Source organism: Croceifilum oryzae, assembly GCF_030814315.1.
In the GTDB taxonomy this organism is placed as follows: domain Bacteria; phylum Bacillota; class Bacilli; order Thermoactinomycetales; family Thermoactinomycetaceae; genus Baia; species Baia oryzae.
This window is the reverse complement of the sequence record NZ_JAUSUV010000014.1, coordinates 1-21566: the sequence shown is the minus strand read 5'-3', so window position 1 is coordinate 21566 and position 21566 is coordinate 1. Positions and strand designations below refer to the sequence as shown.

The window sequence follows — 21566 nt, the reverse complement described above, 5'->3', positions numbered from 1 at the left end:
TTGTATCTCATTTCTCGATGAATACTTCATAAAATTCATCATTTAATAAAATGTTCATACTTTATATGAAAATATTTAACCTAATAACATATGTATTTATAATTCATTAATGATTATATATTTGAATATATAATTTTATCAAGTTAATTTTAAGTTTATTTTATATTTACTTTATAAAAAATATTACTATATATATAGTTATATGTGTATATTAAGAATATAATATTTCATTGTCTCTTAGATTTTAATACCATACATATTATTTTCTAGATAAAAAGGAGTTCATTTATGAGAGCGATCCACTCCACAAGCCTATGGAAAAACACGATTTTTGTACAAGTATTCTCTGCTTATTCCCTTCTCATGTTTGGTGTCTTTCTTGATATGTTAGCGATTATGACAATTGTTAGTTTTCAATGGGAAGTAGATCCCATCATGGTTGGATTGATTCCTGCTGCCTATGCACTCCCTGGAATTTTATTTAGCTCTTGGGCGGGTGTAATAGCGGATCGCTTTAAAAAAATCCCTATCATGATTCTATGCAATCTGGCTGTAGGGCTATTAACCATTGTTCTTTTATTTGTCCGGGATATTCACTGGCTTTTACTCGTATTAACCATTCGATCTACTTTTAGCATTTTTCATTATCCTGCACAACAAACGCTAACACGCCAGATCGTCTCTCCTACCCTTCTGATGAAGGCAGTAAGTATCAATGGCATCGTAGAACAAGGGACCAAGATAGTAGGTCCGCTTATCGGAGGAATCTTATTAAGCTGGTTTCAGCCAGAGCTTTGTCTGATCATAAAAGCCGTATGTTGCTTACTTGCTACCTTCGTCCTACTATCCGCAATCAAATTAGAAGAACGTGTATCAACTGAACATAGCGAGAAAAAGCAATCCAATACTTGGACTGATTGGTTACAAGGATGGGGATATGTATGGTCCAATCGAATCATAGGGTCAACCATTATTTTCGTTTTGATTGCTATGGCTGTCCTACAGTTAGTAGACTCACAGTTCCCCACTCTATTCAAGAGCTTATTTCCACACGATAAAAGTAAAATGGGATACATGATTTCGGTTATTGGTTCTGGCGGGATACTCGGCGGGCTCTTCATCCAAAAGTTAAAACAGGGTCAATACGGCTGGGCGCTTTACGGGGGCGTTGCCCTAATGGGGATTGGATTTGGCATAATCGGTCTAATCAACTCTAATACTCCTATCGTGTTTGCCTATCTCATTTGCTTGGTCGCTGGTTTCGGAAGTGGTCTCATGATAATAGCCAACCAAGTCATTCTGCAAAACCAGACCCATGAAGAACAAGTAGGAAGAGTGTTTGGAATCCAAAGTAGTTTAACAAATGCGATCTTCATCATCTCCCCTGCTATGAGCGGACCGTTGGTTCATCTTTTCGGGGTAACGAAACTCTATGTTTACGTAGGAATGGGACTGATCGTTGTGGGGGGAATGGGCTTTTTATTACAAAAATATTTTTGGGGTAAACCAACGAAAATACAGAATAAGGTTACATTTGCTTCTGAGCACGTTTCCTCTTAAGAGGTAAGACTTAGCTTATATCTTAAGAGGACATGCATGGGGGATGGTATGGTTTAACTACTCCAGAAGAGCAAGATATAGATCAATTGCTTAAACCATATGCAAAGCATGTAGTGGAAAAAGAGGGCTATACTGCAATGATTCCTAAAGTTAGTGAATACTTGTTTCAGAACAAAATTGAAAAGGCATATGTATGTGGAATGGACACAGATTGCTGTGTATTGATTACTGCTGTGGATTTGTTTCAATTAGGGATAGAGCCGGTTGTGTTAATTGATTATTGTGCTTCCAATGGCGGGCAGGAAAGTCATAAGGCTGCGATTAGGCTGTTAGAAAGATTAATTGGTAGAAAGCGATTTATTCAGGGGAATTGTAGAAATGAAAACAGATCAAAGTAGGGCTTTTGCATAGCATTAAAAAAGAGAAGAACCCATTTTTCGCTTAACGTAGTGAAAATGGGTTCTTCGTTTATATTAGTCGTTAGGCAACTCACTTCTAAATATACTTTCATCTCCAAGGAAAAGAGGATGGACGAAGTATAGATTTATCAAGAGATTAATATTTAAATATTTAAAATATAATATACGAGGTGATAATATGGCTCCATTTTGGGGTTCTAGTAAAGATGGTCCTGAAGAATACCGATGTGGTGAGTGTGGTAATTGGTACTCAGGAAAAACTTCGCACTCCTACGAGTACTCAATATTTTGTTCATCAAGTTGTCGAGCTAGCCACATTAGAAGGGAAACAGATAAAGATGATGATAGAAAAAGGAGTAGCTTTTGGTAAAAGCCTATAGTAGCAGGGGATTTATTCCTCTGCTTTTTTCCTTGCATATGTGGTAAATTATTACTATAAAGGAGATATGAATGATGAAGCATATCCGAGGGATCATTGAGCAAAGCCCATTGAGCATAAAGAAATCACAAAAAGCAATTGAAGAAGTTCTAAATCATCCCTATGTTGTTAAGTTTATACTAGAGTCTGGAGAAGTAGATCATTCACAATTAAAGAGGGCTTTACCAAAGCTAAAACAATATATAAGTGAAATAGACTGTTGTAAACAGTGCACAGGATTGGATACTTGTCCAAACCTCATGAAAGGTCATTCTTCTAAGCTATATCATTACCATGGAAACATTGATTTAATGTTGAGTAAGTGTGAAGTACTAGAGAATACAGAACTTGAACGGAAACGTGAAAAATTGATTCAAAGCCACAACATCCCTAAAGAGATAAAGTCAGCTAGTCTAGATGATATCCATTGGGGGAAGGGACGAGCAGACGCAATCGAGAAAGCAGTAGACTTTACTACCCAAATTGTCCTGCATGGAAATGTTAGCAAAGGAATCTACTTCTATGGAGGGTTTGGAGTAGGAAAAACGTATATTACTGGAAGCATTGTGAATAAACTAGCCAATCATCATATTGCTTCTATCATGGTTCATGTGCCAAGCCTTATAAACGAAATGCGGGATGCCATCGGTGAGTCGATACGTCAAAATAGGGCGTCTGCTACAGTGACTCAAAAGGTAGATGCGCTAAGTAGAATTCCCGTTTTAGTCTTAGACGATATCGGTATGGAATCGTATACTCCATGGATTCGTGACAATGTTTTAGGTGTCATTTTACAAAACAGAATGGTAGAAAAGCTTCCAACCATCTATACATCTAATTTATCCATAAACGAATTGGAGGAAGCGATGTCGTTAATGCGTGAAAAAGGGAACACGTATACAGATCTTGCAGGTGCAAAGAGAGTCATGGAGCGTATCAGACCGTATGTAGTCCCCGTTTCTGTGGAGGGAAAAAACTGGAGATATGAATAAATGCCCTCTCCTCACAAGCCATATTAGCCCGAACAGCGAGAGAACAATATATAAGTGAGTACCTACTTGATTGACAACAAAGACCGCTAGATTTCTTTAGCGGTCTTCTATCCTTGATATTAGCTCTCTAACCTATAATAAGACAATTGCTTCACAAGCGATTTCCCATCTCCTGTAAAAGGCAACAAATAGAAAATATGGAGCGCAAATAATCCGAAAATAGTATGTAACGTGTAGGTAGCCATATTTCCTACGTTCACAACCGTACACATAAGAAGAAGCCCCACTATGCCTATCATCCCGGGAACAAGTGGTCCAAGAAGGGTCACCCAAAGCATTTTTTTAGGATATGGCTTGATAATAGGCCTTACAAACCGAATAGACATCCAATCTGCGGCTAGAAACCCTATCTGTTCTTGTGTCATCCTCCTATGCATATACGCGTGCATGGTTTCATGCAGTGCAAAACTTACGATGAGTCCCGCATAGGTTACGGTATAGTAATACGATGCGTATAGGATGAAATCGAATGGTGCATAGATGTATAAAACAAGGGATGCCGCCATGAACAACACCCAGAATATCGCTATTTTCTGGACTACGATCCATAATATTTTGAGAAAGATAGCGAAAAAGCCCTTATCTGATAGATTAAAACGTTCTCTATATCTGGGATTATATCGAAAGAGAAACTGAAAGAGAATCGATTTCCACTTACTTACAGACCCGCCTTTCCAATTCAATATGTAGTTTTGGCTTAAGTCATGAAATAGATTTACGGTATCATCAAACAACCTATCTTCCTCTACTTCTTCAAACGTTTGGCTTAGATTATGTACAATTTCCTCCATATTTTTGACACCGTCTACTTCCAACAACATCATTTTAGCCGTTTGATTGATTGGCACAGAGACATGTAAGTGTTCGTCATATAAGGCCTCTTCTTCTATTCGGATACCAACAGGAAGAGAAGGAATCTTGTTATACATGCTTAAACCTCCATTGGTGAGCCATGAGGATGGCTACGCTAATCAATGCTTCTACTAGCACAATAGCTCCGATTTGAGTAAAGGTAGGCAAATATCCCCCGAAGTAATTCGCTATAAACATGATCGGAAAGAGAACAAATAGGAAGCTGACAAACGCAAATAAACCAATGTGGGGATTACGTCTGTCTAACGGAATGATCACTCCAACTAAATAAAAAAGAGCAGTCGAATTCAGGATGATCAGCAGGGCCTGCCAATACTCATTGTTTTTAGGAAGATAGAGTGCCAGTGAACAAAAGAGGATCCATTGCATAACGGCAAGCAGGATCAATCCAGTATATTTCGCCAGCACAATCGTGTTGGGTTGAATATCGTATATTTTATAAAAAGGGACCATCTTTTTGTCATTTCCAAATGAGTTTAATGCAATCATCCCTGCCATTGCGGCTAATGCTAAGAGAAGAAAGGAATAACTAGCTAGATTGAATTTTAGATTCAACACAAGGATTAGCAGTAAGATCAGAAAAAAATTAAGTACATTTTCTTCATTTCGAGACTGCGATTTTATTTCTTTCACCCAAACGGCTCCAAATTTGTTCCTCGGGATCGGAATCCATCTTAGAAACGTAAGAGATCGCTTTTCAGATTGGATAGAGATTAGAAGTAGCGAGGCCATAGATACTAGTACAATGCTTACATAGATCGCAACAATAAATAGGAGATTCACTTTCATCTGTGAAAGCTCTCCGATGATCTGTAGAAATAGAGGAGACGTAAGATAATATAGGTTGTAATGAAAATCTGTAAAAGAGGTTAGGATGCCTTGTATACTCAAGGTTTCGAGACCATATGATCCAAACAAAATGATGACGATAAACAGTGGAAAAAACTTCCCGAACGGAAGCTTACAGGAAATAATGAAAAAAGTAACAACATGATACGCGAGTTGCAGGAGAGAGAAAGTGAGTAATACCTGTAGGAGCAATCCAGTGAAGAAAGCTACACTGAAACCGAACCCGATCTGATGAATGATAAATGCGGGTAAAAGAATAATGCCCGTAATAAAAAATATGAGTACTAAAATTGTAAGTATAAGTGGGATTTGATACCCCAAGTTCCGTTCAAATGGAGTGATGGGTAGCCATTTACATTTAGTGGACAACCAATCTTGGTCAGAAGCAATCGTTTTTAATAGAATAAAGAAAACGAAGGTATAAATAGAGGCATTTAAATACATAGAGATCGTTAACATACTGATAGAGCGTATGTCTCCCTGTAAAAATGATGAAAGGCTTGCATTTGTAATTTGATATCCGCCAAAAGCAGCGATACTAATCATGAAGAGAAGCACCATAAGAACTACTAATTTCTTTGCCCGTGTATTTACGATTTTCTCTATTTCTAGTCTCCACATGGTTAGAATGATGCTAGAAATTCTCAATAATTTTTTCAAATTGAGCACTCCTATCACGCAGCATCGATACTTTCATAAATAGATCCTCCATGTCCGTACACTGATTTTCTACCTTCAACTCCTCAATCGTTCCTTCTGCGACAATCTTCCCCTTCGAAAGGATCACCATGCGTTGTGCAAGATACTCGGCTGCTTTCAAGTCATGAGTAGATAATAGAATACTGCCACCTTTTTGTAGGTATTTACGCATTAGTTTTTTTGTCATGATGATGGCTTCTACATCGAGACCTCGAAAGGGTTCATCTAGGATGATCAATTTACTGTTAAGCATAAAAGCAGCTATGAGCTGAATTTTCTTCTTCATTCCATGAGAGTATGTTTCGATCGGCTCGCTCATCGCTCCCTTGATATCAAACAACTCGATCAAACTACTTTGTTTTTCTGGGTCTTCGTATTGATACATAGAAGTAACAAAATCCAAGTACTCCGTTCCCGTTAAGGCTTCAGGTAAAATTAGATCGTCTGGAACATATGCGATCAGTTGTTTAAACTTTTTAGATTGATTGGGATATGTGTCTAATTGGATCGTTCCGGAGGTAGGAGAGATAACTCCCAGAAGGCAATTAATAATAGACGTTTTCCCAGCACCATTTGGTCCCACCATAGCAACGAGTTCTTCTTTGTAAATCGACAAGTTAAAATCCTGGACTGCCCATATATTATTTTTATACTTTTTCGATAACTGCTCAATATGTAACATACCTTTACCCTACCTATCTCGATAGACTTGGAAGAAGATTTGAAGGGGTAAAACACTTTCCCTTCCTATATCTCCTTCCGATCGTCTATGGTTTAGCGGCTACATCGTAACCTTATTTACATTCAACGCCGACGAACATACCGTGCCACGGCTGAAGTCCTCCAGTGAATGTCCCCTTCCCATTGGCTACACACCATGCAGCAGCACCTAGTGCCAGTGTAGTACCTAACGAAAATAACACAGCATAACCTACATAAAACCAAGCATCGTCCTGAATACTTTCTACAGTCGAGCTATCTACTTGCGGTGCAACATATTTCATCTCTTTTCCTCCTCTAGCTATATTTTTTGTATTGATCAAAATCAATACTGTTTATTTCGTATATTATTATTCTACAGAATATTTTTATCTCCTTCTATAGTCGTAAAAATTATAGAACAAAAAATAAAAACACAGAGAACTGATATACGGTCTATTGAAATAAAGATCTAATCTTCTTGATATGACGAGCAAGGCTGAAATCTAATCGACCAGCTACTATTTCTAGCTGGTCGATTCATTCCTCTCTACTCTTTCACACGTACATAAATCTTGGTTTCCTTCCCATTATAGACCCCAGTCAATACAGCCTTTCCCTTTGCATGAGCAGAGATTACGCCCTTTTCAATCGTTGCCACTCTTTTACTAGATGTTTTCCAAGTGACATCCTGCGTGACGTCTTTGGTTGTACCATCCCGATAGACTGCCTGTACGGTGATGTCCTTCTTTTCTCCTGACTTGAGTGTAATTTCATTTTCGCTTGCTACCAATTTTTTAGGAGCTTCCACCTTAACTAATACGAATATCGTCTTCCCTCCGTAAGAGGCTTTTACTAACACCTTTCCTGAGGAAATCGCCCGCATATATCCTTGCGAAAGGCTAAGCTTCTTTTCATTGCTTGTTCGCCAATTCGCTACATAAGCCACATCTTCCTTCGTTCCATCTTCATAGGTGGCTGTCATGGCTAGTTGGATTGCTTCTCCTGGCTTTAAGGTGACTTTCTTTTGATCTACCTGTAGCCGTTTGACTGCCTTCGGTTGCTCCGTTCCAGTGAAAAATTGCAGGCGCTTTTCTAACCCGTACGGGGCAAAGTCTGCTTTGATACTCACCTCGTTAAAGGTGGGAATCGCTAGAGTAAGCATGATACTATCTTCGGCTCGGAAGTAATCTGGCTTGGCATCGCAACCCACACTACACTCCCCTTTGACGTATTTCTCTAGATCACTTTTGTCTTTGCGACAATTGGTACAGTTCACGTAGCTAAATCCCTCATCTTCGTACATATATTCATCACAGAGGTTGCCAAACGAATGTCCTAGTTCATGAATCGCCATCCTTGCCGTCCACTGCCCATCATAAACAACGGTATAGGTGGAGTAGCTGTTTGTCTTAAAACCGGTAACACTATAGTCTCGCATACCTGAACCGCCATAGTTATCTGTATTGTGAATGACGATAATCTCATCATATCCATAACCAGAGTGAGCAGCAGCAGAGACCACTTTGGTATCATTGCACACCAGTAGACGAGCGATATTCTGCGCTCCTTCTAGACAGCCAAGGGGCTTGGATTCATCAATTGTATGGATGGAGATTTTATCTAGATAGGAGGCAAATGGCTCTGTCGTTTGAATGGCTTGTTTGATATTGCTAACTTGCTGTTCAAACTCACCCATGTTGCTTTCATCATAGCCACTGGGTAACAAGAGAATTTCAAATTTGCCGTTATTTTTCGGGGGTCTCACTTTTTTCGTATGTGATTGAACTTGTAAGCTTTTAGGGATCGTGGACTGAGTCGTTACCTTGGCTTCTGAGCCTTTGACCTCGACAGTAGTAGCTTCCTGGAAATACGGTAGGACTAGCGTAACTTCTGGCTGAGTGATGGGTATTTGATGGGGAGCATGATCGTTCGTTTTTTGATCTGGCATAGTTGGAGGAACTGTTCTAACGATCGGGAATTGGAAGAGAGTTTGGTAGAGAATCTTTCCTGCTTTGTCTTTGATCAAAAGAGTTTCAGCTTGAGTTTGGGGATCAAGCTCACTTTGTTGTGAGGCTATATCTCCCTCGATATCTCCTTCTTCCAAGATCCATTTATTGATCCGGATATTTCCCCCTTCTTTTTGTAAGTCCACGACTAGATACTGTTCATTTGCTCCTTTTGTTATCTTATTAGCTGATACATCATGAGGCATTGCTGATGCCATCAGGATAACCGTCAACATCCACACAATAGACGGTAGCAACCATTTCTTCATCTCGTCATCCCCTTTTTATTATCTAATTATTAAAACAAATACTCTCATTTCTATTTTCGGTAGATACATGCAAATTCCTTGTGCATCGGATGAATATTAGGAAAGGGACCTATAAAAAATGGATACATTCATCATCTAGTACCTTTTTTGACCATAAAGGGCTATTCTGTCAGAGCTACACTTTATATAGAATAGAGAAGGGATTAGCAATAAAAATTCAAACCATAAATACATATTGTTACCATGTAAGTAAATACAAAAATATTCATAGGGGTAAAAATATTCATGAAAAAGAAAATGGTATTTCTTACTTTGTTCGTTGTGATAGTGAGCTTTATGACTGGTTGTACCAACGGATCTCCAGAGACGGCGATTCATCCTAAGAATGCCTTTACTCAATTTAAAGATGGTACAGGAAAGGAAATAACGTTACAGAAAAAACCAGAAAGAATGGTCGTATTAAATACGGAGATGCAAAGTCTGATGTTCCAGATAGATGCAAAAAATGTCGTAGGGATTTCGAGCGCCGCCGGATTCCCAATTCCCAAAGGGGCTGAGTCTATTCAAAGCGTTGGACAAATTCAAAATGTGAACGTAGAAAAAATCGTCAGTCTGAAGCCTGATTTAGTAATCGGAAACCTCTTTTTCCATGCAAATTTGAAAGAAACGTTAGCTGCCAACCGTATCCCTCTAGCATTGTTTTCTATTAAAACAGTCCCCGATCTTACGTCTGCAGCTACCTTATTAGGAAAAATAACCGAAAAGGAAAAACAGACGCAGGAAGCGCTAGAGCAAACCAAACTGCGAATGGAAAGCATGATCGCAAAACTACCTAATCGGAAAACGAAGTTTGCAACACTTACTTTTATGCCTAATTCTGTAACCGTTCAGAAAAGCGGGTCCATTTCATTGGATATTGCACAAATGCTAAAGTTGGAAAACGTGGCTTCTACACTTCCGTCAGGTCTGAAAGGAGGGGCAGCGCCTTACAGCTTAGAGAAGTTAGTGGAGTTAGATCCAGACGTCCTATTCCTGATTGTGCATGGAACACAAGAGCTAGGAGATCAGATGCTGAAGAAAAATATGGAAAGCAATCCCTCGTGGGGAACACTGCGTGCGGTAAAAGAGAAACGGGTATTTTTTCTGCCCTCCACCTTATTTGTAAATAGCCCTGGGCTACAAGTGGATCAGTCTCTCGAATACATGGCAAAGTTGGTGTATCCAGATGTTTATGGACAAGTTCAAAAGTAACGTTCGGTTATGGTACTGGTTCATTCTCCTTTTCTTTGCACTAGTTGCTGGACTAAGTATGCTCATCAGTGTCGTGAGTGGAGCCATCTCCATCCCGATTTCCGATGTTTGGAGTGTACTCACTTCTTCTCATTCGGGTAGTCCTTCTCAGGATATCATTTGGAATATTCGGTTTCCTCGGACGATCGTAGCGGCTCTTGTGGGAATGAACTTAGCCTTATCGGGAGCATTACTACAGGGGTCTATGCGTAACTCGATGGCTGATCCATATATTATGGGCGTTTCTTCAGGTGCCGGATTATTTGGGATGATGATTCTCATCGTATTCCCTAGCTATGGATATCTGTTAACCCCTGTGGCATTTGTAGGAGGCATGGTGGCAGCTTTATTGGTTTATTTGCTAGCTTGGCGAAACGGGGTCAATCCGATGCGAGTGATGCTAGTTGGTGTGGCGGTATCTGCTTTTCTTAGCTCGGGGATTTCTGGACTACTTACCTTCTACAGTGATCGTGTCGAGAGTGCCCTTACCTTTATGGTGGGGGGATTGTCTACCCGAAGTTGGCCCCATATTGAAATGCTATTGCCTTATACAGTGATCGGGCTGATTCTCGCCTTCATCGGATCTCAGCGCATGAACATATTGATGTTAGGAGATTCAGAAGCAAAATCGTTAGGATTACGAGTAGAAGCTTACCGACTCTATTTTACTGCCATTGCGGCGCTACTGGCGGCTAGTGCAGTAAGTGTGGTGGGATTATTAGGATTTGTAGGCTTAATCGTTCCCCATATAGCCCGTTTGTTAGTAGGAAGTGACTATCGAATCCTGCTTCCGGTTTCAGCACTTTTAGGGATAACGGTTTTAACATTATCTGATACCCTAGCACGGATCATTTTCGCCCCAATCGAACTGCCCGTTGGGATCGTGATGGGAATGTTGGGTGCTCCATTTTTTGTTTATCTCATTCGCAGAAAGGGAGTATAAACGTGCTAAGTGCAAAACAACTACGTGTTCGCTATAAAGACAAACTTATCATTTCGGGACTCGATATCGCATTTGAGACCGGAAAAGTATACAGTATCCTAGGTCCAAATGGTTGTGGGAAGAGTACATTACTAAAAGCGCTTGCCAAGCAGTTATCCGTCCATTCGGGAACCATCCTTTTAGACAATATAGACATCCAAGAATGGGGTCCGAAACCCTTTGCTAAGATACTAGCTTTTTTACGACAAAGCTACGACCAAATGATAGATGTACACGTGAGAGACCTTGTAACATATGGTCGTTTTCCACATAAAAGATTTCTCCAACAGGTTGATAAAGAAGATGAACAAATCATTGATTGGGCGCTCCAGTTAACGAATTTAACCCATTTGGCTAAAAGGAAAATGTCCTCTCTATCAGGCGGAGAACGCCAACGTGCTTGGATTGCCATGGCACTCGCCCAACAACCCCGCATTTTATTACTAGATGAACCCACTACTTATCTAGATATTGTTCATCAATTAGAGATTATGGAACTGATCCAGCAACTAAATCAGCAATTTCATATCACCGTCATCATGGTTCTCCACGACTTGAATCATGCATCCCTCTACTCCGATTATGTGATAGTGCTGAAAGAAGGATCAATCTTTCGATGCGGTACTCCTGAACAAGTAATGAATGAGGAGACCTTGAAAAAGGCGTTCGGTGTAGATGCGAAGATCGAGACGGATGAGGAGAGTAACAGACCTTACATACGTTCATTAAAATTGGGATCGCGTTCAAGTTAACATGTTAATCATATGAAAAAACGCTTCTAGACCAATACCTAGAAGCGTTTTAATAAAGTTGACGAATGTTGGTGCACATTAATTGAACCATCTGTGCTTTAAATTCTAAAGCCTAGTTAATAGTATTCCTTTTTTCACGCTGTGAAAGAGCAGAAAAAAAAGCACAAATACTAAATAGGAAGCCTAAAGTATATCCTGTTAGTGCACTATAAGGCATCCATGTATGTACGGTGTAATTTAGAATTACACCACTGCCAATCGAAATTGCGGACAAGAAACATAAAATACTAGTACGATACTTTTTCATTTTCCCACTCCTTTGAAAAAGAGGGAGCGCGAAAGATTGAAAGCTCCCTCTCTGAATCAGTAAGCAATATTTTTTAGAAAGATGATGATAAGCAAGCAGTTATTGCACCACCGTGAATACCTAACACACCAGCTACGCAAACAACGCAGCCTGTTCCAGCAGTGACAACACAGACTCCTCCACAAAGTAATGCGAGTCGAGTAGCAATATTACCAGGAATATTCATGCAATCTAAAAATTCACTCCAGCCCTTTGTTTTAATTCCACCGGCTTTTGACTTTTGATATTCCTTAGCAGTAACAAAAGGAGTATCTGTTACTTCTTCAGCTTGTAATTTCCCATTAACATATGCAGCTATTTGGAAAGTATTTACTTTTGATTTTTTCAAATGAAATTCTGCATAATCAACTACATTGTTGTTTTTATCAAAGAAGAATGATATGTTACTGGCTTCGTGAAAGCCATCTTTCTGGATATTTACTGTAAGAACATTCGTACCATCAATCAATTTCTTATACAGCTTTGAATTTGCGACTATGAAACTCTCAGGTACGTGCAGTTCGATGTTATTCAGTTTGATGAGATTCTCAACTTGTATTACGAAATATTGTTTATCAGATTTGATATCTATTTCGTAATCTTTAGCTTTATTAAGCAACCCTACAACAGCCTGTTGATCGCTCTTAGATAAAACTTCCGCTGAACTTGCATTTACGTTTATACTTGGTAAGGCAAAAACTACTACCGCCAACAATATTGAAAAAAATCTTTTAAGTATACGTCTTATATACACAGTAAATCGTCTCCTTATTTTGTTCTAATCCCATGCTTTCCCCAAACAGACACCTATTGACCCACCATTAAATCCTAAAACACCTACTGCACAAGCAATACAACCCGTACCTGCAGTTATAGCACAAGCAATACAACCCGTACCTGCAGTTATAGCACAAGCAACACCACAAATAGAACCAATAACGCTAGCAGCCACACCAGGAATGCCCATACAATTTAAAAATTTGCTCCAATTAACCCCTTGAGTTTGGATTCCCCCGTTGTTTTGATTACGGTAATCTTTAGCAGTTATAAATGGAACGTCAGATACTTTGTCAACTTGTAACTTTCCATTTGTATATGTGACAACTTGGAATGTATTTTTTTTTGACTTTTTAAGCTGAAATTCTGCATAATCGACTATGTTGTTGTTTTTATCAAAGAAAAATGACACATTACTTGCTTCATGAAAATCATTTTCCTTAATGTTTACTGAAAGGATTTTTGTGCCATCGCTTAGCTTTGTGTGGAGTTTAGAATTTTTGAAATCAAGGTTTTTGTTATATATTTTAGTGTTTTCATTCTCAATTAGACTTTCTGCTTTTTTCTCGAAATTTTCCTTATCAGTTTTATCATCAAGCTCATACTGCCTAGTCTGTTCAACAAACTTTTCAATATTTTGTTCATCACTCTTTGATAAGCTTTTCGTTGAGCTTGCGTTTGCATTTACTGCTGGAACGAGGAAAACCGCTAGAGTTAATCCTACTAAAAATATTTTTTTGATAATTCTCATTAAAATACCTCCATCACCTATGTTATAGTAACTTCATAAAATTAGGTACCTTATTTCCATCCACTATTTTTACTCTAGCCTCATTGCCAATACCATTCACCTTCTTTCCCTGTTTTTCTTTCTTGATTTAAAAAAACATTAAAACTCTCAACAAATTTGTTGGTTGTTTCAATCTATTTATAGTATATAATATTTTAAATTTAATAATCAATATATATTTTTCTAAATATTATTTCCTCAAGGACAGATCCATATATCATAATAAAATGATATTTCTTTTATCTCCCCCACTGCTTATTATTTAATTAGATGTTATTTTAAAATGATCATGTTTGTTATATATAAAGTTAAAGTGTTTATATAATACATTTAAATATAAAAACTATAGATTAACATATTATATATTCGGCTAAGATACATGAGAAGTAGTGAGTGTATCATCCATTCATCCATTCATTGGATGAATGGATGATACACGACTTTATAAACAGAAGCGCTTTCTCACAAGGAGAAAAGAGCTTTTCTGTCTAATTCTATTTACTTCCCTAGTTCGACGGTTGGCTCCCCTGCCTTCACTAACGCTTTGGTCCCTCTTAAGAAGAAGCCTTGGATAAAAATCAATGTTCCTGTACCAATAAGCAACCACTCAATTGGGATCTTATCCGCAATCGGACCAAAGATTAACATGCCGAGGGGCATCATTGAAGTTGAGATCATCCCTAATACTCCAAAGACTCTTCCCATATAGTCGGGATCTACCTTTTCCTGTAGTAATACGGTAGATGGGGTATTAAACATCGGTATGGCAATGCCAGTAATCACCATGAAAACAAGGTACAGCCAAAAATTCGGGATGACTCCGAGGGCAAACGTACAAGCTCCTACGATGAGACAAGCTATCGTCATCGTATAAATCCGATTCTTAAATCCTCCCCATGCAGACATCACCAGTCCACCCAGTATCATTCCCACTGAAAAGGTAACCTCGACCGCAGTAAGTCTCCAAACATCGTTTCCAAATGTACGCGTGACTTGAAGAGGAGTGAGAAATGAGACAGGTGCTGCTAGGATAAAGAAAAAGCCTACAAAAATGAAAAATTTCTTTACATATTCATGATTCCGTATGTAGGAAAATCCTAGTTTCATATCGTTTAGGTAACTAGTTGTTTGCTCCTGCATCGCTTTCGCATGGGTCGGGATCTTGATAAACAGCAACATGATTCCAACGCCTATCAACGCAGTCACAACGTCAACGAAAAAAATAACTTCGATCGTAGCAAATGTGAGTAAGGCTCCACCTGCCATCGGTGAAAGTAGCATCACTGTTGCTTGAATACTACTATTTATTCCACTGATCCTTGTCAAATGTTCACTAGGGACTAGTTGCGGAAGGATCGCTCCAACTGCTGGAGTCTGTACGCCCGTGCCGAGTGCCCGAACAGCTGAGACCACGAATAACAACCAAAGCGGCTTATAGCCCATGAGAAAGATGATGGCTAGGATTAAGGTCGCTACTGCAATCAGCGAGTCCGATATCATAATTAACATTTTTCGGTTATATCGATCCACCCACACACCCGCAAAGGGAGATAGGAAAAAAGTAGGTACAAAACCGCAGATGATGGAAATCGTCATCATGACACCCGACTGTGTTTGTAAGGTGATGTACCACATGATTGCATACTGAACGAGCGAAGACCCAAAGAAAGAGATCGTCTGTCCACCTAGGAAGAAAGCAATATTTCGTTTCCAATTATGAAATTCTTCAACCGTATTCACAAATTCCACATCCCATTCTAACTTGCTTATGTATTTCATTTCACAAATAGTATATTACCAAAATAATGAATTTCAAACGAATCTGAGATAAACACCAATGACCTTGGGACGGGGTGATGGCACACCCCTGATATTGAGCGTTGTCTAAAAACAAAAATGGACTGAGGATATTAACGACTCAAGAATCCCATCGGTCTCAGCATAGGAGTGTCAACGTGGCTTAATGGAAATGACTTTCCCCAAATTTTTTCGCACGCCATCTAAGATTGTATCGACAACTTGACTATCAAAGAGTACTTTTCCATCTACTTCTACTCGTTGAAAAGGAAGAGGGGTCGGGGTGGGAGTAGGAGGAACATAATCTACTCCAAAGTATTGGCAAACTCCTTTTGCTGTTTCAACTGCACACTCTTTCTGGAATGCTGGATCAATCATGCGCTTCGCTTCGATTAGACCTGGGTCATCCATAAATCCAAATTCAATTAAAGTAGCTGGCATAGAGGTTTTCCGCAATACATAGAAGTTCGCAGTCTTTACACCCCGGTCCTTTTGAGGAGTTCCCTTAATAACTTGAGCATGAACAAGACGGGCAAGTCGCTGTCCTTTGGTGCTGTTCGGAAAATGGTACGTCTCTACTCCACTTCCCCCGCCTGCATTGTAGTGAACTGCAACGTAAGCATCTGCACCATTTCGGTTGGCTACTGATACACGTTGGTCGAGTGGAGTATCGATATCGGTTGGTGCTACCAAAATGGTGCGAAACCCGCATCTCTTCAACTCTACATCTAAAAAATTGACAACAGCACGGTTAAATTGATTCTCATAGATAACACCAATTCCTGGTATATTAGGAGTTCTCTTTCCAGAAGTTGGCTTAGGAGATAACCCATGACCATCATCTAACGCAACCAAGTACGCCATGTCTGATCTCCACCTTTTCCTATTTGGAATTAAGAAGCTTCTAATATATTATGCAACTAAGTAAAATAAGGTTGGTTATTTATCTATGAATAGTAAAATTGTATATATTAATAGACTATCATACTTTTACGTCATATTATCTCCATATATTAAGACCAGTATCTCGATTGATACTGGTCTTAGACAAGCATTTTTTATATCAATTTACCGTCCGAAACAACCATATTTCCTTTTTTCACTACCGAATGTACATGATTGATACCAAAGTGATAAGGGAGATATGCTAGATTCGTTGCGTTATATAAAACGATATCTGCCTGCTTTCCGACTTCTAAACTACCGATAGTATCTGCTTTTCCTACTGCGTGTGCCGCGTTAATGGTCATGGCAGTTAGGACTTCCTCAGGTGTCATTCGCAAGTTTAGACAAGCAAGTGTCATCACAAGTTGCAGTGACTCTGTTGGGGAGCTACCTGGATTATAATCCGTAGAGAGCGCGACCGGAACACCGCTTTCGATCATATCTCTAGCAGGTGCATGCTTTTGAAGACGCAGGTTAAAAGATGTAGCGGGTAGACAAACCGCAATCGTACCCGCTTTTTTCAACGCCTCGATTCCTTTCTGATCCGTCGCTAACAGGTGTTCCGCTGAGATACATCCTAGTTCCCCAGCCAACTCTGCTCCACCAATGGATTCAATCTCATCGGCATGAATCTTTAGCTTAAATCCGAGTTCTTTTGCTTTCAGAAGGATTTTGCGAGATTCTTCGACGGAGAAGACACCATGTTCACAAAAGATGTCACAGAACTCTGCTAGACCCAATCTCTTTACTTCTGGAAGCATCTCTTCGAGGACGAGATTTACATACTCCTCTGATCTTCCTTTGTATTCAACAGGAACTGCGTGTGCTCCCATAAAAGTAGAAACGATATCAACTGGATGGGACTCGTGTAATTGCTTTGCTACACGGAGCTGTTTGCATTCGTCTTGTAGGGTAAGGCCATAGCCACTTTTCGTTTCTACCGTAGTTGCTCCGAACAGTAGCATCAGGTCTAGGCTTCGTTTTGCTTGTGAATATAGTTCTTCTTCGGTTGCTTTTCGTGTCGCTTGAACGGTGTTTAAAATGCCGCCACCTTGAGCAAGTATCTCTAGGTAGGGAACGCCTTTTAGTTTTAAATCGAGTTCGTGTTCTCGTGATCCTCCGTGTACCAAGTGGGTATGTGGATCGATCAGACCAGGCGTAACGAGGCGCCCTCGGGCATCTAGCTCTTTGACAATGGGCAGACCCTGAATGGACTTGCGAACGTCTTCCTCGCTACCTACTGCTACGATTTTCTCGTCTTGAATGGCAATGGCGCCGTGGTGAATGGTGGGAACTTCAGATTGTTCTGTTCCTGCTCGGGGTTTCGAGGAGCCTTGCATGGTGACAAGGCAGCCGATGTTGTGGATGAGTAGGTCAATTTGTTTCATATGGGCTCCTTTTTGGGGCATTTTGTTTAGTCTTTTTGTCCTAGATTCCTAGCATTGGAACGCGAACGCCTTTGTTTTTAGCGGTTTCGATGGCTAGGTCGTAACCTGCGTCTGCGTGGCGGATGACTCCCATGCCGGGGTCTGTGTTTAGTACACGGGATAGTTTTTCTTCGGCTTCTTGGGAACCATCTGCGACTACGACCATGCCGGAGTGTAGGGAGTAGCCCATACCTACGCCACCGCCGTGGTGGACCGATACCCAGCTGGCTCCGGAAGAGGTGTTGACGAGTGCATTTAGAATGGCCCAGTCTGCAACTACGTCGCTTCCGTCTTTCATCGCTTCGGTCTCACGGTTTGGAGAAGCTACAGAACCGCAGTCTAAATGATCCCGCCCGATGACAATCGGTGCTGATAGTTCACCGTTTCGCACCATTTCATTTATGGCCAAGCCCATCTTGACACGTTCACCGTAACCGAGCCAACAGATCCGGGATGGGAGTCCTTGGAATGCTACTTTTTCTCTAGCCAATGTAATCCAGCGCTTTAAGTGTTCGTTTTCTGGGAATAAGCGTAGTGCCAATTCGTCCGTTTTATAAATATCCTCTGGATCACCGGATAAAGCTACCCAACGAAACGGTCCTTTTCCTTCACAGAAGAGTGGGCGGATGTAAGCTGGAACGAATCCTGGGAAGGCAAAAGCATCTTCGACTCCTTCATCCAGAGCCACTTGACGAATGTTGTTTCCATAATCGAATACAATGGAGCCCATTTTTTGTAGATCTAACATTGCTTGTACGTGGGTTGCCATGGATTGCTTTGATAGCTTCACATACTCATTTGGATTTTGCGTTCGCAATGCATCTGCTGTTGCCAATGTATAACCAACTGGAACATAGCCATTTAGTGGATCGTGTGCAGATGTCTGATCTGTTACGAAATCAGGCGTAACCCCTCTCTTGACGAACTCTGGAAAAATCTCTGCCGCGTTTCCAACAAGTCCAATGGAGAGCGGTTTTCCTTGCGATTGTGCATCTGTAGCTAATTTTAAGGCTTCGTCTAGGGAATGGACCATCACATCACAGTATCGTGTGTCGATGCGTCTTTGAATTCGGCTTTGGTCAATCTCAACTCCAATCACGACCCCCTCATTCATCGTAACAGCTAGTGGCTGTGCCCCACCCATACCACCTAGACCTGCGGTTAACGTAAGCGTACCTTTTAAGGAACCTCCTCGATGCTGACGAGCCGCTTCGGCAAATGTTTCATACGTTCCTTGTAGAATTCCTTGTGTTCCAATGTAAATCCAACTTCCTGCGGTCATCTGTCCATACATCATAAGACCTTTTTGATCGAGTTCGTGAAAGGTCTCCCAATTAGCATAAGCAGGTACGAGCATAGAGTTTGAGATCAAGACCCGAGGTGCCATGGTATGCGTACGGAAAATGCCAACTGGTTTCCCTGACTGAACCAATAATGTCTCGTCTGACTCTAGCTCTGTAAGGCATTCGACGATTTTATCGAAACTCTCCCAGTTACGTGCCGCTTTCCCGATTCCACCATATACCACTAGGTCTTCGGGACGCTCTGCTACTTCTGGATCAAGATTGTTCATCAACATACGGAGCACTGCTTCTTGCTGCCAACCTTTTGCAGTTAACTCGGTTCCTTTCGCTGCTCGCACAGTACGACTTACGGATTTGGTCATGATCAAATCTCTCCCTTTGCTATTTGGTATCAATATCAAACGATCCTTAGAACAATTCACCCGTTATCGTTTCTACTTCACGGAGCCAGTCACCCTCTAGCAAGTAGTTTGCTACCCGTTCAATCTCGCCACTGAGAGAGCGATCTTCTACCACCCTTGGCACATGGATTCTGATATGTTCGTATAGTCTCCGTGTAGCTGGAGCCAATTTATCTGCTCCCACAAAATCAGCCGCCTCTGCCGCACAGATACATTCGATGGCTAAGACCTTGGCTACGTGGTTGATGATTTGTGTGACTTGACGAGCCGCTGTGGTCCCCATGGAAACATGGTCCTCCTGATTCGCGGAAGAAGGAATGGAGTCCACACTGGCTGGATGAGCCAGCACTTTATTTTCTGACACGAGTGAAGCGCTTACATACTGTAGGATCATCATGCCGGAAGCGAGTCCTGGATGATGGCTCAGAAATGCGGGCAGGCCACCTGATAATGCTGGATTGACAAGGCGTTCTGTCCGTCGTTCTGATATGTTGGCCAGTTCACTCATGCCGATTTTTAGAAAGTCCATCGCAAAAGCGATCGGCTGTCCATGAAAGTTCCCACCTGAGATAACTTGACCATCCTCCATAAACAACAATGGATTATCTGTAGCCGCATTACACTCGATTTGGATCTTTTCACGTGTATATGCAACTACCTGACGAACCGCTCCATGTACTTGAGGTAAACATCGTAATGAATACGCATCTTGCACACGAATCTCACCTTGAGAAGTAGTCAATTGGCTACCTTGTAAGATGGTACGGAAGTTTCGGGCCACAGAAGCCTGCTCTGGATAAGGTCTAACCTGCTGAATCCCTTCGGAAAATGCATCCGGAATCCCTCGTAAACACTCAAGAGTCATGGAAGCAATCACGTCTGCCATTTTGGCCAAACGATCTGCTTGGGTAACGGCAAGCACGCCGAGGGAAGTCATGATTTGGGTTCCATTGATTAAGGCAAGACCTTCCTTAGCCGCCAATGTAATCGGTTTCAAGCCTGCTTGATCAAGTGCGTCCGCTCCGGAAAGTCTCTGTCCTTGATAAATCGCTTCTCCCTCTCCCATTAGCACTAAGGCCAGATGGGACAACGGCGCTAGGTCACCACTTGCTCCAAGTGATCCTTGTTCTGGAATAATCGGGTGCACACCTTGATTCAAACAATCAATTAAAAGTTGCAATGTTTCTAAACGGATCCCTGAGTATCCTTTGGAGAGTGCATTTGCTCTCAATAACATAATCGTACGCACAACTGGTTCTGACAACGGACTACCCACTGCACATGCATGACTACGAATTAGATTGATTTGCAATTGCGTCGCATCTGCTGGTGAAATCGACACATCGCTAAACAGTCCAAATCCAGTCGTCACCCCATAGACTACTTTGTCATCTTTCACTAGCTGATCTACCATATCTCGACAAGCTACTACTCGATCCTCAGCCTCTTTTGATAAAGATACGATCATTTTTCGTTTCGCAACCTGCTCTACCACTTGAGGCGTGATGCTGTTACCATCTATCCATATGGTGTTTAATTGGGATACTTGATTCGAATGATCCACAATTCCTCAGCTCCTTTTTACACTCTACCAAACTAAAGGGGCTGGGTAGAAGTGTTGTTCACTTCTGCCCAGCCCCTTTGTGGAAGGAGGGGATATGCGATTGTAAGGATTTTTCGTACATCATCGCAATCACTCTCTTTAAGTTTGATTTGCTAACCGTTATAATTTTCTATACAATAGTTATTTTCACATGTAAATATGTTTTTTGTCAATATTTTTGATGATTATATCCTGTTGAATAATTAGACTTTGAACACTCCCGCCACCTACGCTGAAAAACGCTAAGAGGTGGGGGATTCTTGGGTAGTCCTTGGCACTCCGAGGAAGTTTACCAAGCTTACACC

Annotated in this window: 19 protein-coding genes; 7 read left to right on the top strand and 12 right to left on the bottom strand. The window is 40.8% G+C overall.

Annotated features, from left to right (window positions below):
* The first annotated feature begins 288 nt into the window (after positions 1-288).
* From J2Z48_RS13700 to dnaI, 4 genes are all read left to right on the top strand, one after another.
* Positions 289-1560 carry an MFS transporter gene (locus J2Z48_RS13700; RefSeq protein ID WP_307254425.1) on the top strand — a complete coding sequence of 424 codons (1272 nt, stop codon included), beginning with the start codon at positions 289-291 and terminating at the stop codon, positions 1558-1560.
* Positions 1561-1592: 32 nt separating this feature from the next.
* Complete coding sequence (locus J2Z48_RS13695) at positions 1593-1958, top strand: isochorismatase family protein (RefSeq protein WP_307254423.1); 366 nt, start codon at positions 1593-1595, stop codon at positions 1956-1958.
* A 227-nt stretch (positions 1959-2185) separates the two neighbouring features.
* Positions 2186-2359: a hypothetical protein gene (locus J2Z48_RS13690; RefSeq protein ID WP_307254422.1), complete on the top strand. Its 174-nt coding sequence runs from the start codon at positions 2186-2188 to the stop codon at positions 2357-2359.
* 70 nt (positions 2360-2429) lie between these two features.
* Positions 2430-3389 (top strand): primosomal protein DnaI, encoded by a 960-nt coding sequence (gene dnaI, locus J2Z48_RS13685; protein ID WP_307254418.1) that lies wholly within the window; start codon positions 2430-2432, stop codon positions 3387-3389.
* Between the two features lie 119 nt (positions 3390-3508).
* On the opposite strand, the gene J2Z48_RS13680 is transcribed toward dnaI, so the two are convergent.
* From J2Z48_RS13680 to J2Z48_RS13660, 5 genes are all read right to left on the bottom strand, one after another.
* Positions 3509-4378 (bottom strand): PqqD family protein, encoded by an 870-nt coding sequence (locus J2Z48_RS13680; protein WP_307254416.1) that lies wholly within the window; start codon positions 4376-4378, stop codon positions 3509-3511.
* Positions 4371-5831, bottom strand: coding sequence for a hypothetical protein (locus tag J2Z48_RS13675; protein ID WP_307254414.1), 1461 nt, complete (start codon positions 5829-5831; stop codon positions 4371-4373). The genes J2Z48_RS13680 and J2Z48_RS13675 overlap by 8 nt, the downstream gene beginning before the upstream one ends.
* Entirely contained in the window at positions 5806-6552 is a 747-nt protein-coding gene (locus J2Z48_RS13670) for an ABC transporter ATP-binding protein (protein ID WP_307254413.1), read from the bottom strand. The genes J2Z48_RS13675 and J2Z48_RS13670 overlap by 26 nt, the downstream gene beginning before the upstream one ends.
* A gap of 112 nt (positions 6553-6664) precedes the next feature.
* Positions 6665-6874 (bottom strand): hypothetical protein, encoded by a 210-nt coding sequence (locus J2Z48_RS13665; protein WP_307254412.1) that lies wholly within the window; start codon positions 6872-6874, stop codon positions 6665-6667.
* 245 nt (positions 6875-7119) lie between these two features.
* On the bottom strand, positions 7120-8847 hold the full coding sequence (locus J2Z48_RS13660) for a M64 family metallopeptidase (RefSeq protein WP_307254410.1): 1728 nt from the start codon (positions 8845-8847) through the stop codon (positions 7120-7122).
* A 285-nt stretch (positions 8848-9132) separates the two neighbouring features.
* Here J2Z48_RS13660 and J2Z48_RS13655 point away from each other — a divergent pair, with 285 nt between their 5' ends.
* From J2Z48_RS13655 to J2Z48_RS13645, 3 genes are read left to right on the top strand one after another with little or no spacing between them, the layout of a single operon-like run.
* Entirely contained in the window at positions 9133-10098 is a 966-nt protein-coding gene (locus J2Z48_RS13655) for an ABC transporter substrate-binding protein (RefSeq protein ID WP_307254408.1), read from the top strand.
* Positions 10079-11080: a FecCD family ABC transporter permease gene (locus tag J2Z48_RS13650; protein ID WP_307254407.1), complete on the top strand. Its 1002-nt coding sequence runs from the start codon at positions 10079-10081 to the stop codon at positions 11078-11080. Before J2Z48_RS13655 ends, J2Z48_RS13650 begins: the two co-directional genes overlap by 20 nt.
* 2 nt (positions 11081-11082) lie before the next feature.
* Entirely contained in the window at positions 11083-11871 is a 789-nt protein-coding gene (locus J2Z48_RS13645) for an ABC transporter ATP-binding protein (protein WP_307254405.1), read from the top strand.
* A 380-nt stretch (positions 11872-12251) separates the two neighbouring features.
* On the opposite strand, the gene J2Z48_RS13640 is transcribed toward J2Z48_RS13645, so the two are convergent.
* The 7 genes from J2Z48_RS13640 to hutH form a co-directional block, all read right to left on the bottom strand.
* Positions 12252-12971 (bottom strand): hypothetical protein, encoded by a 720-nt coding sequence (locus J2Z48_RS13640; RefSeq protein ID WP_307254403.1) that lies wholly within the window; start codon positions 12969-12971, stop codon positions 12252-12254.
* A 24-nt stretch (positions 12972-12995) separates the two neighbouring features.
* Positions 12996-13745: a hypothetical protein gene (locus J2Z48_RS13635; RefSeq protein ID WP_307254401.1), complete on the bottom strand. Its 750-nt coding sequence runs from the start codon at positions 13743-13745 to the stop codon at positions 12996-12998.
* 537 nt (positions 13746-14282) lie between these two features.
* Entirely contained in the window at positions 14283-15524 is a 1242-nt protein-coding gene (locus J2Z48_RS13630) for an MFS transporter (RefSeq protein ID WP_307254400.1), read from the bottom strand.
* Between the two features lie 210 nt (positions 15525-15734).
* Positions 15735-16445 (bottom strand): N-acetylmuramoyl-L-alanine amidase family protein, encoded by a 711-nt coding sequence (locus tag J2Z48_RS13625; RefSeq protein WP_307254399.1) that lies wholly within the window; start codon positions 16443-16445, stop codon positions 15735-15737.
* 194 nt (positions 16446-16639) lie between these two features.
* Positions 16640-17914 (bottom strand): imidazolonepropionase, encoded by a 1275-nt coding sequence (gene hutI / locus J2Z48_RS13620; RefSeq protein WP_307254397.1) that lies wholly within the window; start codon positions 17912-17914, stop codon positions 16640-16642.
* A 40-nt stretch (positions 17915-17954) separates the two neighbouring features.
* Positions 17955-19619, bottom strand: coding sequence for a urocanate hydratase (gene hutU / locus J2Z48_RS13615; RefSeq protein ID WP_307254395.1), 1665 nt, complete (start codon positions 19617-19619; stop codon positions 17955-17957).
* Between the two features lie 46 nt (positions 19620-19665).
* Positions 19666-21222, bottom strand: coding sequence for a histidine ammonia-lyase (hutH, locus tag J2Z48_RS13610; RefSeq protein WP_307254392.1), 1557 nt, complete (start codon positions 21220-21222; stop codon positions 19666-19668).
* Between the last annotated feature and the right edge of the window lie 344 nt (positions 21223-21566).

Bases quoted from the DNA above. Each gene is read 5' to 3' on its own strand.
- J2Z48_RS13700 (WP_307254425.1), top strand. From the start codon at position 289: ATGAGAGCGATCCACTCCACAAGCCTATGGAAAAACACGATTTTTGTA.
- J2Z48_RS13695 (WP_307254423.1), top strand. From the start codon at position 1,593: ATGCATGGGGGATGGTATGGTTTAACTACTCCAGAAGAGCAAGATATA.
- J2Z48_RS13690 (WP_307254422.1), top strand. From the start codon at position 2,186: ATGGTCCTGAAGAATACCGATGTGGTGAGTGTGGTAATTGGTACTCAG.
- dnaI (WP_307254418.1), top strand. From the start codon at position 2,430: ATGATGAAGCATATCCGAGGGATCATTGAGCAAAGCCCATTGAGCATA.
- J2Z48_RS13680 (WP_307254416.1), bottom strand. From the start codon at position 4,378: ATGTATAACAAGATTCCTTCTCTTCCTGTTGGTATCCGAATAGAAGAA.
- J2Z48_RS13670 (WP_307254413.1), bottom strand. From the start codon at position 6,552: ATGTTACATATTGAGCAGTTATCGAAAAAGTATAAAAATAATATATGG.
- J2Z48_RS13665 (WP_307254412.1), bottom strand. From the start codon at position 6,874: ATGAAATATGTTGCACCGCAAGTAGATAGCTCGACTGTAGAAAGTATT.
- J2Z48_RS13660 (WP_307254410.1), bottom strand. From the start codon at position 8,847: ATGAAGAAATGGTTGCTACCGTCTATTGTGTGGATGTTGACGGTTATC.
- J2Z48_RS13655 (WP_307254408.1), top strand. From the start codon at position 9,133: ATGAAAAAGAAAATGGTATTTCTTACTTTGTTCGTTGTGATAGTGAGC.
- J2Z48_RS13650 (WP_307254407.1), top strand. From the start codon at position 10,079: ATGGACAAGTTCAAAAGTAACGTTCGGTTATGGTACTGGTTCATTCTC.
- J2Z48_RS13635 (WP_307254401.1), bottom strand. From the start codon at position 13,745: ATGAGAATTATCAAAAAAATATTTTTAGTAGGATTAACTCTAGCGGTT.
- J2Z48_RS13625 (WP_307254399.1), bottom strand. From the start codon at position 16,445: ATGGCGTACTTGGTTGCGTTAGATGATGGTCATGGGTTATCTCCTAAG.
- hutI (WP_307254397.1), bottom strand. From the start codon at position 17,914: ATGAAACAAATTGACCTACTCATCCACAACATCGGCTGCCTTGTCACC.
- hutU (WP_307254395.1), bottom strand. From the start codon at position 19,619: ATGACCAAATCCGTAAGTCGTACTGTGCGAGCAGCGAAAGGAACCGAG.